Below are 11,919 nucleotides of genomic sequence, written 5' to 3'. Positions count from 1 at the left end.
TTAAGGCCCTCCAGCGCTTTTCGCCTCAATCCGAGCAGGCGCTACCGCTTTTCTGAGTATTAGGCGAAAATATTCAGCTCTCAAAAATATTTTCACATAGATGAAGGAGAATGAAAACATTGACAAAGTTTGAAGAATTAGGCCTAAGTCAGGCTACTTTACAAGCTGTCCTTAAAATGGGTTTTGAGGAAGCAACACCAATTCAGTCGGAAACTATTCCGTTGGGGCTAAAAGGAATTGATTTGATCGGGCAAGCTCAAACAGGAACAGGGAAAACAGCTGCATTTGGAATTCCATTGGTTGAAAAAATTGATACTAAAGCAGATGCTATTCAAGGGATTATTATTGCGCCGACTCGTGAACTTGCGATTCAAGTGTCTGAAGAACTTTATAAACTTGGTTCGGGCAAACGGGTGCGTGTACTGCCAATTTATGGCGGGCAAGATATCAGCCGCCAGATCCGCTCATTAAAGAAAGCACCACATATCATTGTTGGTACACCAGGACGTGTATTGGATCATATCAACAGAAAAACAATGCGTCTTGATACAGTTAACACCGTCATCCTTGATGAAGCGGATGAAATGTTAAACATGGGATTCATTGAAGACATTGAATCCATCCTTGCTGCAACACCAGAAGAACGCCAAACTTTACTTTTCTCAGCAACCATGCCTGGGCCAATTCAAAGAATGGCTGAAAAGTTCATGAAGGAACCGCAAATTGTTCGTGTGAAAACAAAAGAAATGACTGTACCTTCCATTGAACAATATTACCTTGAGGTTCAAGAAAGAAATAAATTTGATGTGTTAACAAGACTTTTAGATATCCAATCACCAGAGCTTGCGATTGTGTTTGGCCGGACAAAGCGCCGTGTGGATGAATTATCAGAAGCTTTAACTTTAAGAGGTTATACAGCGGAAGGTATTCACGGAGATTTAAGTCAGGCAAAACGGATTTCTGTCCTTCGCAAGTTTAAAGAAGGTACGATTGATGTTCTTGTTGCTACTGACGTGGCTGCAAGGGGTCTAGATATTTCTGGAGTTACCCATGTATACAACTTTGACATTCCACAGGATCCAGAAAGCTATGTTCACCGTATAGGACGTACGGGCCGTGCTGGTAAAACAGGTGTAGCGATGACTTTTATTACACCACGTGAAAAATCCTATCTTGCGGTTGTGGAAAAAACTACAAAACGCAAAATGGATAAAATGAAGGCTCCTACCCTTGATGAGGCGTTAGAAGGCCAACAAAAAGCGGTTGTAGAAAAGATCGTCCAAACGATTGAATCAAACAATTTACATTATTATAAAGCAGCAGCGCAAGAATTGCTGGAAGAAAATGATGCATCAACCGTTATCGCAGCTGTATTGAAAATGTTAACGAAAGAGCCGGATACAACACCAATTAAGTTAACAGAAGAACAGCTTCCACAAAGAAGAGAAAGAAAGCCGTATAACGACCGTGACCGTAGAAGAAGAGATGATTCTAGAGGTTCAGGTTCATACCGTGGCGATAATAATCGCAAAAAAGCGCCTGCAAGACCACGCAGTGGTGAAAAAAGAACTGGCGGCGGCGGTAAACCATCATCAAAGCCAAGAACATTTAATCACTAATCGAAAAGCGGAAGCGCCTTGCCCAGGGGCTGTAGCTAGACAGATATAGAAGCATGAACGATTTTGTTCATGCTTTTTTCTATGCTTAAAAGGGAATAGTAAGCATAAACACAATCCGCTGGAGTGATGATGATGACGTTGGTACGACTCGGTTATGTGGCAATGAGTGTGGAGCTTCAGAATGCTTCCCCTTCGCAAACGATGACATTTGCTCAATTTGAAAAAATAAAAGACCGGGACGCAGCAATTCGTAAATTAGAGAGAATTGCGATTTCAAACTTAGAAAATTGTCTGCGTCTTTTAAAACATAATGCGGGCAATCAAATTCACTTTTTTAGGTTCAGCTCACGACTCATTCCGCTTGCTAATCATGAGGAATTACTGGATTGGGACTACATCAGCCCTTTAAGGGACACACTCAAGAAGCTAGCCGTTTATATAAAGGAACACCCAGCTCGGATTGATTTCCATCCGGACCATTTCGTCGTTCTTAATACACCGGATAAGGATATATTAAAAAATTCCTTAAAAACGCTCGCCATGCATAAAGCCTTGCTAAAAGGAATGGAGATTGATCCCGAACATCGGTGTGTACTTCATGTTGGTGGTGGTTATAACGATAAGGAGAAAGCTCTCGAGCAGTTTATTCATAATTGGGCCTATATTTCCCCATCCATCCAGCAGATGATTATGCTCGAAAACGATGATACGACGTTTACGGTGAGAGACACCCTTTATCTATGTGAAAAGTTAGGCATTCCAATGGTGTTTGATTACCATCATCACCTTGCACACCATGAGGAAGAAGAATGGGCGGCGGACTGGGGGAGGATTGTTGCAACCTGGACCCAGTCTCCGCTGCCAATCAAGATGCATATTTCCAGTCCGCGCTCCGAAAAGGATTTTCGAGCACATGCGGATACAATTGACTCCCAAATGTTTCTGAGGTTTTTACGGCAAATTAAAGGGACCGTTCCTGAAATTCACTGTATGATTGAGGCGAAGCAAAAAGATGCGGCGCTTTTCCAACTTGCAGAGGATTTACAAGGAAGAGACGGAATTATGTGGATTGACCAATCGAGTTTTATGATCGAATAAAGAGTCGGCTGGGGAAGTTGGGCAAAGAAATAGGGATCGCAGTGAAAGATCATTCGACTGCAAATCCCTGTTATTTTTGCGCAAGTAAACCAATAATGGCAATGATAATAATGGCGGCCCAGATGAGAACCTTCCAAGGGGATTGGTATGAAATGCTTTTCTTCCTGTTGCTGGCCCAGTTTGCGGTACCTTTAATCGAATCTGAAAGCTCCTTTTTATTAAAATAGGGAATGGCTCCTAGCAAGAAGCCGCCAAGTAAGCCAAATAGATGGGCGGTAATATTAATGTTCGGCTGCAGGAAGGTCATAATCAAACTAACGACACAAAGGGTAAGGATAATTTGTGAATTCTGTTTGGAAAGCATATGTTTCCGGAACATAATAATCGCAAGGTAATAGCCAAACAGTCCAAAAATGGCTCCACTTGAGCCAACATGTGTGTAAGTGAGCGGCTCAAGCAGTAATGTAGCAACATTGGCAATGAATCCTGAGAGAAGATAAATAAATAAAAATAGCCCGCTGCCAAGCATGCGCTCAAGTGCTGGTCCAAAGAGTATGAGTGAAAAGCTGTTAAAAAGCGTGTGGGAGAACCCGCTATGCATAAAGGTCGGTGTAATCAGCCGCCAATATTCCCCTTCCATAATGTAAAGATTTACTCCAGAAAGATGTTCAAAGAACCAATTGTTTGGGAAGATTGGTAAACTAGTTAACAGATATAATCCTAAATGAATGGTAACAATAATAGAAACAATTGGGTAAAGGCGGATAAAATCGCGAAAGCTCTCCGTTCTCGTAAACATCACTTACACCTCCTTAGTTCATACTATTTATTGACGAATTTCCATTCTTGTACACTATTACTTATGCTAATCATATAACAAATAGAAGGAAGATGAAGAATGATTAAAGGGATTGGAATCGATATAATTGAACTTTCTAGGATTCAGACCATCCTTATCAGGCAAAAGAAGTTTGTCGACCGCGTGTTAACCCCAAAAGAACAGCAGAAATTTGCGGAGTTATCGGAAGTAAGGAAAGTAGAATTTTTAGCAGGACGATTTGCCGCAAAAGAAGCCTTTTCAAAAGCAAACGGAACGGGGATTGGTGAGGAATTATCCTTTCAAGATATTGAAATTGACAATGACAACTCAGGAAAACCATATATTGCAAAGCCTGAAGTCCGGGCCCATCTTTCCATTTCACATAGTAAAGAATATGCCGTAGCGCAAGTAACAATTGAAGAAGAGTAGGGACATTAATTTTTCGTGAAAATAAAATAGCTCGGCAACTTCCTTATCATAAACCCAAAGGTTGTCTCATATATTCATAGGGAAACAGGAGAGACAAGGTCAGCCATGGTCATTTTGGATAAGCAAACTCCAGTGCCTGACCCCTGCCTTTCTCTTCTCCATAATCATATGAAATGAGACAAGAAGGGGTTGAAGGAATGAGGAAAAAGTTGTTGCTGCTAATTACGGGGCTAATGGTCATTTTTGTACTAGCTGCCTGTGGCTCTAAATCACAAGGTGATGTAGTCAAAGAGCTAACTGGGAAACTGGATGACTTAAGTGGCTACAAAGTAAATGCAAAAATGACATTGAAAATGGGTTCAGATTCACAAGTTTATAAAGTGGAAATTTGGCACAAGGATCCTACCTTTTATCGAGTGAATTTGAAAAATGCCCAAAAGGACCAAAGTCAGATGATACTAAGGAATAATCAAGGCGTATTTGTTCTGACACCTGCACTGAATAAGAGCTTCCGTTTCCAAAGCGATTGGCCGCAAAACAGCAGCCAAGCCTACTTGTATGAATCACTGATTAAGGACATTGTTGCCGATAAAAGCGCAAAATTCACTACCACAAAACAATATTATGTATTTGAAACGAAAACCCGTTATCAAAATAATACAATGCTGCCTTTCCAAGAGATTAAACTAAATAAAAGTGACTTATCTCCTGCGGTGGTAAAAGTAATGGATCCGGATCGAAATGCCCTTGTAACGGTAGAGTTTTCTAAAGTGAAATTTAATGCGAGCTTTGACAAGGACGATTTTGATATGAAGAAGAATATGACACGTGCACAGCTCAATTTGCCAGCCATGGCGGACGGCGGCGATGATGCCTTTACAGTTATGTATCCAACCGTGGAATTAAAAGGAACGAAATTAATTGAGGAAAAAGATGTATCGCTTGAAGATGGGAAAAGAGTAGTCCTTACCTACGATGGTAAAAAATCATTTACTCTTGTTCAGGAAAAAGTTACGGCCAAAGCGGCTTCCGCCAATCCAACCTATGTTGAAGGAGATATAGTCGACTTAGGGATGACGATTGGGGCTGTTTCGGACCACTCGATCTCATGGTCGCATAATGGTGTAGATTACATGATTGCTTCAAAGAACTTAACGAAAGAAGAGTTAATTGAGGTGGCTGCATCTGTCCAAGGTGAAGCCGTAAAATAAATCATTTAGCTAGCAGGCTCATATTGGGCCTGTTTTTTTGATGTCTAGCTCCAGCGCCAGGGCGCTTGCACTTTTCTTATTTGTTTGTACTTCACAACAGTAGTATGATAATTTTGTGATAATAAGGAAATAATTAATTAAGCTATTAGGAAGTGGGAACATGGAAGAACAAGGTTTTTTCTATCGTGATACATGGGCTGAAGTCGATTTAGATTGTATATCTGCCAATGTTACCTCCATTAAGAAACAATTGCCTCAACAAGTAAAGGTGATTGCGGTTGTGAAAGCTAATGCATACGGGCATGGTGATGTTCAGGTGGCAAAAACAGCACTAGAAGCAGGGGCTGCCTATCTTGCTGTTGCATTTATGGATGAGGCAATCGCTCTAAGGAATAAAGGAATAACAGCGCCTATCCTCGTTTTGGGGGCATCTCGTCCTGAAGATATCCAAGTGGCAGCAAAATTTGATATCACCCTTACTGTTTTTCAGAAGGAATGGCTAGAAAAGGCATTGAAATATGTAAAGACGGAAGATCGAATTTCATTTCATATCAAAGTAGATACAGGCATGGGGAGAATAGGCGTGCGGAGTGTATCGGAATTAACTGCCGTCGAACAAATGATTTCTGAACATAGCCCATTTCATCTAGAAGGGATTTTTACTCATTTTGCGACGGCGGATGAACTAGATGAAACTTATATGTACCAGCAATTAGCTTTATTCGAAAGTATGGTTACCGCACTCAAACAAAAACCAAAATATGTTCATTCTAGCAATAGTGCAGCAACCTTGCGCTTTCCAAAGACATATTTTAATGCAGTCCGGGTTGGGATTGCGATGTATGGATTAACCCCTTCATTGGAGATGGAAGATAAAATTCCCTTCCAGCTAAAGGAGGCTTTTTCCCTTCGAACTCGACTTGTTCATGTTAAGAAAATGCCAAAGGGTGAAAAATTGAGTTACGGGGCAACCTATGAAACTGATGATGAAGAGTGGATTGGGACAATCCCAATTGGGTATGCGGACGGCTGGATACGCAAACTGCAAGGGCAAGAAGTGCTTGTAGAAGGGAAGAGGACACCAATTGTCGGTAGAATTTGTATGGATCAATGTATGGTCCGCCTGCCATATCATGTTCCAATTGGGACACCTGTCACATTAATAGGCGCTCAGGAGAACCAGTTTATTTCAATCAATGAAATTGCCAAAAAACTAGAAACCATTAATTATGAGGTCCCCTGTATCATTGCCAGTCGGGTTCCGCGTCTTTATAAAAAGGGAGGGAAAGTTGTCGATTTAAAAAATTATCTTCTCGAAAATTAAAGGCCTAAATAAAGTTTTTACATCATATTTATGATATTGCGGTGATTTGTGCATAAAAGGGTCTTTTATTGGATTATAATACAGTAGTATTATAATTAGTCTATGCAATAGGTTCGATTAATGTTATAATTAAATATGGTACAGATAATAAATGAAACTCACTGTGTGAAACAGGCCAAAAAGGCGATTCATCATGTGTAGTGGCGTTTATGCATCAGAAGGAATTCTGGTTAGATAAAAATGGTGTGTAGTGATGGTGGAGGTGTATGTTTGTGTCTGAATCCGGCGCAACTACGGAAATCTTAGTGAAGTTACCGCAACATCTTTTAACTGAATTAGATGGTTTTGTGAAACAAGAGAATGTAAACCGCAGCGAGTTTATCTACCAGGCAACAAAAATGTATTTACGCGAACGTAAAAAGAGACAAATTCGCGAGTCGATGAGACGTGGATACATGGAAATGGCCAAGATTAATCTAGGGATTGCATCAGAAGCATTTTTAGCAGAATATGAGGCAGAACACACAGTTGAACGTCTTGTAAGCGGAGGATAATCCTTTGATAGTCAAACGTGGTGACGTTTATTTCGCGGACCTATCCCCAGTTGTTGGTTCTGAACAAGGCGGCGTCCGACCTGTACTTGTCATCCAAAACGACATCGGGAATCGGTTTAGTCCCACAGTGATTGTTGCAGCGATTACAGCTCAAATTCAAAAAGCCAAGCTTCCTACTCATGTAGAAATTGATGCGAAGCGCTACGGATTTGAACGAGATTCGGTCATTCTGTTAGAGCAAATTCGCACAATTGATAAGCAGCGGTTAACCGATAAAATCACCCATCTCGATGACGAAATGATGGAGAAAGTGGATGAAGCCTTGCAGGTAAGCCTGGGTCTCATCGAATTTTAATTTAAAGCACGCTCTTTTTAGAAAGAGCGTTTTTTCATACATATCCTGTCCTCATTCTTAAATTTGCTAAGGCAAGCATGACGCTTGCCTATTTTTTTTGAAAAAAATGTGAGGATGGCCATTTAATGAAACAGAAAGTTTATTCTGCTACAATAGAATAAAAGGAATGGAGGGCAAGTTTTGTGAATGATACAATCGTAAAAGAGGATCAGTTGTTAAAGAAAATTGCTGCTGAGTTAGCAGTATCTTTTAAACAAGTAAAGAGTGTTATTTCATTATTAGATGAAGGCAATACAGTTCCTTTTATAGCTCGCTATCGTAAAGAAATGACAGGAGCACTTGATGAAGTCCAAATTAGAAATATTTTAGATCGCTGGCAATATGTCCAAAACCTCGAGCAAAGAAAAGAAGAGGTTATCCGCATTATTTCAGAGCAAGGAAAATTAACTGACGAACTAAGCGCTGCCATCACTAAGGCTGAGAAGCTTCAAGAGGTTGAAGATTTATACAGACCTTATAAACAAAAAAGACGGACTAAAGCAACGATTGCAAAGGAAAAAGGGCTTGAACCATTGGCTGAATGGCTGCTGACATGCTCAAAAGAATCGATTGAGGAAAAAGCAAAACAATTCTTATCAGAGGAAAAAGAAGTTTCTACTGTGGAAGATGCCATTTCAGGAGCGAAAGATATTATTGCTGAACGGGTTTCGGATGATGCTGAAAGCCGAAAATGGATTCGTAAGGAAACGTTTAAGTCTGGTTCTGTTGTATCGGTAGTGAAAGATGCGGAAAAAGACGAGAAAAACGTCTATGAAATGTACTATGAATATGAGGAACCAATCAATAAAATTGTCCCACACCGGACTCTCGCCCTAAACCGCGGGGAAAAGGAAGATATTTTGCGAGTATCGTTAAAGATGAATGCCGATTTAATTCTAACATATTTGTCGAGAAAGTGGATTCGTGCCCAGCACTCACCGGCAGCACCTGTTGTACTAGAGGCACTGGAGGATAGTTACAAACGACTGATTCAACCTTCGATTGAGCGCGAAATTAGGAATGAATTAACGGATAAAGGTGAAGAGCAAGCCATACATATATTCTCTGAAAATCTTCGGAACTTACTATTGCAGCCGCCGTTAAAAGGTAAAGTGGTTATTGGAGTTGATCCTGCTTATCGGACGGGCTGTAAACTCGCAGTGGTGGATGAAACAGGCAAAGTTTTGAAAATTGATGTGATCTATCCACATCCACCTGTTTCAAAAACAAAAGAAGCCCGCGAAAAATTTATTAACATCCTCCGTGACTATAAAGTAGAAATGGCTGCGATCGGAAATGGGACCGCTTCAAGGGAAACAGAACAGTTTGTTGCCGATATTTTAAAAGAAATGGATGAGGAGATTTTCTACTTAATTGTCAATGAAGCGGGAGCAAGTGTATACTCTGCATCTGAACTAGCTAGAGAAGAGTTTCCGAATCTGCAGGTAGAAGAAAGAAGTGCGGCATCCATTGCTCGTCGTTTGCAGGATCCATTAGCAGAATTAGTGAAAATCGATCCGAAATCTGTTGGCGTTGGTCAATACCAGCACGATGTTTCCCAGAAACGATTATCAGAATCATTACACTTTGTGGTCGAAACGGCAGTTAACCAGGTCGGTGTGAATGTTAATACTGCCTCTCCATCACTTTTACAATATGTAGCTGGACTGAACAAAACAGCCGCAAATAATATTGTTAAAAAGCGAGAAGAGGAAGGGAAATTTACGAGTAGGGCTCAATTAAAGAAAGTTCCGCGTCTTGGGGCGAAAACCTATGAGCAGGCGATTGGCTTCTTGCGTGTATTGGATGGAAAACAGCCGCTTGATCGGACAGGGATTCATCCGGAAAATTATGATGAAGTAAAGAAACTATTAGCGAGTCTTGGATTTACAACCGATGACCTTGGTTCGGAAGAGCTGAAAACAGCCCTAAATGGTCTCGATTTAACATCTGTTTCAGAGGAACTTGCTATTGGTCAGTTGACCCTAAAAGACATTATTGATGCTTTGGTAAGACCGGAACGTGACCCACGTGATGAATTACCTCGCCCTCTATTGAAAAAAGATGTTTTAAAACTTGAGGACCTTAGCGCTGGAATGGAATTGCAAGGTACAGTTCGGAATGTGGTTGATTTCGGTGCGTTTGTCGATATCGGTGTGAAGCAGGATGGGCTTGTTCATATTTCTAAACTTAGCAATCGTTTTGTAAAGCATCCTTTGGACATTGTATCAGTAGGGGATGTTGTCACCGTATGGGTAGATTCGGTTGATATGAAAAAAGGCCGGGTTGCGTTAACGATGCTGGCGCCATCGAAATAGTAGTGGGTACCAGGTTTATTGCTGACCAAAGAGGATTATCATGGCTGATAGAAGACCATCTCGCCTAGCGATTTGGTCTTTGATTTTAGTAGCGGTGAAAATACTTTCTTTATTTTCCAAACGCAGTTAAAACAACATTTAGTTTTAACAGAGCAAAAAACAAAAAAGCGCAAAACCAAAGGCTGCTCTGCACTTTAAATTTTTCTCCATATCTTAAGAGAAGTGTTTTTTTCTGTAAAAGAACCAGCACTGGTTTAGCATCTTGATCTGATAGCGATCCTTCTCATAGAAAGCTCTTTTCATTTGGTTTTGCAACCAAGTTGGCATAATAAAACCTCCCGAAAAGTACTAAAGGTATATACAATATATGCTATAATAGGTTGTCATGTTCGCATAGAAAGAGAGGGACCCAAAATGGAACAACAACAACTTCAATTACTGGTTGAAAAGATATCTGTTGAGTCATTTGGGAAGCTGTTTTTGCATCAGGCATTCTTCAATCCAAGACTAAGATCAACGGGCGGCAGATACCTTCTTAGCACACATAATATTGAAATCAATAGAAAGTACTACGACCAGCTTGGCGAAAAAGAACTGGTAGGGATTATTAAACATGAACTTTGTCATTATCACCTTCACCTGGAAGGGAAGGGGTATCAGCATAAGGACCAAGACTTTAAGCAATTATTAAAAATGGTTGGTGCACCGCGATTTTGTGCACAACTTCCAGATATGAAAGTAACACGAAAATCTAATAAGATCCTTCTGTATCAATGTACGAAATGTCAGCAATTATACAGACGGAAAAGAAGCATTGATACTAGTAGATATGTATGTGGAAAATGCAGAGGGAAATTAACGAAAATAAAAGAAATAACTTTAGGATAAGGGAAGAATTTGAAAAAAATTCTTCAAAAACTATGTTGACTTTCTATTGCATCGTCATTATAATGTAAAGAGTCGATAAGGTAATCGCCTTATTGAAAGAGATTATTCCGCAGTAGCTCAGTGGTAGAGCTATCGGCTGTTAACCGATCGGTCGTAGGTTCGAGTCCTACCTGCGGAGCCATATGGGGAAGTACTCAAGAGGCTGAAGAGGCGCCCCTGCTAAGGGTGTAGGTCGGGTGACCGGCGCGAGGGTTCAAATCCCTCCTTCTCCGCCATAGGAATTTTAGGCCCCTTGGTCAAGCGGTTAAGACACCTCCCTTTCACGGAGGTAACACGGGTTCGAGTCCCGTAGGGGTCATTTGGGATGGGGAGTGACCATGATTCATTTCCTGTTTCTTATTCTTAATGAAATGATTATTGGGCTATAGCCAAGCGGTAAGGCATCGCACTTTGACTGCGACATGCGTTGGTTCAAATCCAGCTAGCCCAGCCATCTTTTTTTAAAAAAATCAATAAATATCCATGCGGGTGTGGCGGAATTGGCAGACGCACCAGACTTAGGATCTGGCGCCGCAAGGCGTGGGGGTTCGACTCCCTTCACCCGCACCAAATGTTTTGCTTGAATTTGATTAATTGATGTGATAAGATTAATTTTGTCGCTAATTATCATGCGGCCGTGGCGGAATGGCAGACGCGCTAGGTTGAGGGCCTAGTGGGGGCAACCCCGTGGAGGTTCAAGTCCTCTCGGCCGCACCAAACAAATTCTTGACAGACAATACCGAGTGTGTTATACTTTAAAAGTTGACTTTTAATTAATGCGCCCGTAGCTCAATTGGATAGAGCGTCTGACTACGGATCAGAAGGTTGTGGATTCGACTTCTTCCGGGCGCGCCATATAGACGGGAAGTAGCTCAGCTTGGTAGAGCACTTGGTTTGGGACCAAGGGGTCGCAGGTTCGAATCCTGTCTTCCCGACCATTTAAATTCATATGCGGGTGTAGTTTACTGGTAAAACCTCAGCCTTCCAAGCTGATGTAGTGGGTTCGATTCCCATCACCCGCTCCAAAATTACTATTAATTGTTCTTTGAAAACTAAACAAACAAATCGTGCAAACAAACAAAAACTTTTAGTTTCAGAAATGAAACTAAGCCAACGTAACAAATGAGCTAATCAACTTTCTTGGAGAGTTTGATCCTGGCTCAGGACGAACGCTGGCGGCGTGCCTAATACATGCAAGTCGAGCGAGACTCTTCGGAGTCTAGCG

11 protein-coding genes, 9 tRNA genes and 1 rRNA gene are annotated in these 11,919 nt (G+C 41.1%); 19 read left to right on the top strand and 2 right to left on the bottom strand.

All coding sequences use genetic code 11. The features are described from left to right. Window positions 1-119: 119 nt before the first annotated feature. A complete protein-coding gene (gene cshA / locus M3610_RS22220; RefSeq protein WP_098576640.1) occupies window positions 120-1,619 on the top strand; it encodes a degradosome RNA helicase CshA in 1,500 nt (499 codons plus the stop codon). Between the two features lie 132 nt (window positions 1,620-1,751). After that, the gene (gene uvsE / locus M3610_RS22215) at window positions 1,752-2,717 is read left to right on the top strand and encodes a UV DNA damage repair endonuclease UvsE (protein WP_251462678.1); all 966 of its coding nucleotides are present in this window, start codon (window positions 1,752-1,754) and stop codon (window positions 2,715-2,717) included. A gap of 70 nt (window positions 2,718-2,787) precedes the next feature. On the opposite strand, the gene M3610_RS22210 is transcribed toward uvsE, so the two are convergent. Next, window positions 2,788-3,516 (bottom strand): rhomboid family intramembrane serine protease, encoded by a 729-nt coding sequence (locus M3610_RS22210; protein WP_251462675.1) that lies wholly within the window; start codon window positions 3,514-3,516, stop codon window positions 2,788-2,790. Between the two features lie 99 nt (window positions 3,517-3,615). On the opposite strand from M3610_RS22210, the gene acpS reads away from it, so the two are divergent. The 6 genes from acpS to M3610_RS22180 all read left to right on the top strand — a co-directional run bounded on the left by acpS (window position 3,616) and on the right by M3610_RS22180 (window position 9,767). After that, the gene (gene acpS / locus M3610_RS22205) at window positions 3,616-3,966 is read left to right on the top strand and encodes a holo-ACP synthase (protein WP_251462672.1); all 351 of its coding nucleotides are present in this window, start codon (window positions 3,616-3,618) and stop codon (window positions 3,964-3,966) included. A gap of 197 nt (window positions 3,967-4,163) precedes the next feature. Continuing rightward, window positions 4,164-5,177, top strand: a complete 1,014-nt coding sequence (locus M3610_RS22200) for a LolA family protein (RefSeq protein ID WP_098576636.1) — start codon at window positions 4,164-4,166, stop codon at window positions 5,175-5,177. Between the two features lie 160 nt (window positions 5,178-5,337). Beyond that, window positions 5,338-6,501: an alanine racemase gene (alr, locus tag M3610_RS22195; RefSeq protein WP_251462669.1), complete on the top strand. Its 1,164-nt coding sequence runs from the start codon at window positions 5,338-5,340 to the stop codon at window positions 6,499-6,501. Window positions 6,502-6,773: 272 nt separating this feature from the next. After that, window positions 6,774-7,055, top strand: a complete 282-nt coding sequence (locus M3610_RS22190; protein WP_007083557.1) for a CopG family ribbon-helix-helix protein — start codon at window positions 6,774-6,776, stop codon at window positions 7,053-7,055. Window positions 7,056-7,059: 4 nt separating this feature from the next. After that, on the top strand, window positions 7,060-7,410 hold the full coding sequence (ndoA, locus tag M3610_RS22185; RefSeq protein ID WP_007083556.1) for a type II toxin-antitoxin system endoribonuclease NdoA: 351 nt from the start codon (window positions 7,060-7,062) through the stop codon (window positions 7,408-7,410). Window positions 7,411-7,592: 182 nt separating this feature from the next. Further along, the gene (locus M3610_RS22180) at window positions 7,593-9,767 is read left to right on the top strand and encodes a Tex family protein (protein WP_251462667.1); all 2,175 of its coding nucleotides are present in this window, start codon (window positions 7,593-7,595) and stop codon (window positions 9,765-9,767) included. Between the two features lie 213 nt (window positions 9,768-9,980). Here M3610_RS22180 and cmpA read toward each other — a convergent pair whose 3' ends face one another. Next, the gene (gene cmpA, locus M3610_RS22175) at window positions 9,981-10,094 is read right to left on the bottom strand and encodes a cortex morphogenetic protein CmpA (RefSeq protein WP_088085061.1); all 114 of its coding nucleotides are present in this window, start codon (window positions 10,092-10,094) and stop codon (window positions 9,981-9,983) included. 87 nt (window positions 10,095-10,181) lie between these two features. Between cmpA and M3610_RS22170 the strand changes: the two genes are divergently transcribed. The 11 genes from M3610_RS22170 to M3610_RS22120 form a co-directional block, all read left to right on the top strand. Next, on the top strand, window positions 10,182-10,655 hold the full coding sequence (locus M3610_RS22170) for a SprT family protein (RefSeq protein ID WP_251462665.1): 474 nt from the start codon (window positions 10,182-10,184) through the stop codon (window positions 10,653-10,655). Window positions 10,656-10,761: 106 nt separating this feature from the next. Further along, window positions 10,762-10,836 (top strand) — tRNA-Asn (locus tag M3610_RS22165). Window positions 10,837-10,839: 3 nt separating this feature from the next. After that, window positions 10,840-10,930, top strand: a tRNA-Ser gene (locus M3610_RS22160). Between the two features lie 11 nt (window positions 10,931-10,941). After that, a tRNA-Glu gene (locus tag M3610_RS22155) sits at window positions 10,942-11,013 on the top strand. Between the two features lie 60 nt (window positions 11,014-11,073). Then, window positions 11,074-11,148 (top strand) — tRNA-Gln (locus M3610_RS22150). A 31-nt stretch (window positions 11,149-11,179) separates the two neighbouring features. Next, window positions 11,180-11,264: transfer RNA gene (locus M3610_RS22145), tRNA-Leu, on the top strand. 61 nt (window positions 11,265-11,325) lie between these two features. After that, window positions 11,326-11,411: transfer RNA gene (locus M3610_RS22140), tRNA-Leu, on the top strand. A gap of 61 nt (window positions 11,412-11,472) precedes the next feature. Beyond that, a tRNA-Arg gene (locus tag M3610_RS22135) sits at window positions 11,473-11,549 on the top strand. A 6-nt stretch (window positions 11,550-11,555) separates the two neighbouring features. After that, window positions 11,556-11,632, top strand: a tRNA-Pro gene (locus tag M3610_RS22130). Between the two features lie 13 nt (window positions 11,633-11,645). Next, window positions 11,646-11,719 (top strand) — tRNA-Gly (locus tag M3610_RS22125). Between the two features lie 112 nt (window positions 11,720-11,831). After that, window positions 11,832-11,919: ribosomal RNA gene (locus M3610_RS22120) — 16S ribosomal RNA — on the top strand; the annotation flags it as partial.

Source organism: Neobacillus sp. MER 74 (assembly GCF_023714155.1).
Note: the sequence above shows the minus strand (reverse complement) of the source record. Positions and strands in the feature narration are given on the sequence as shown.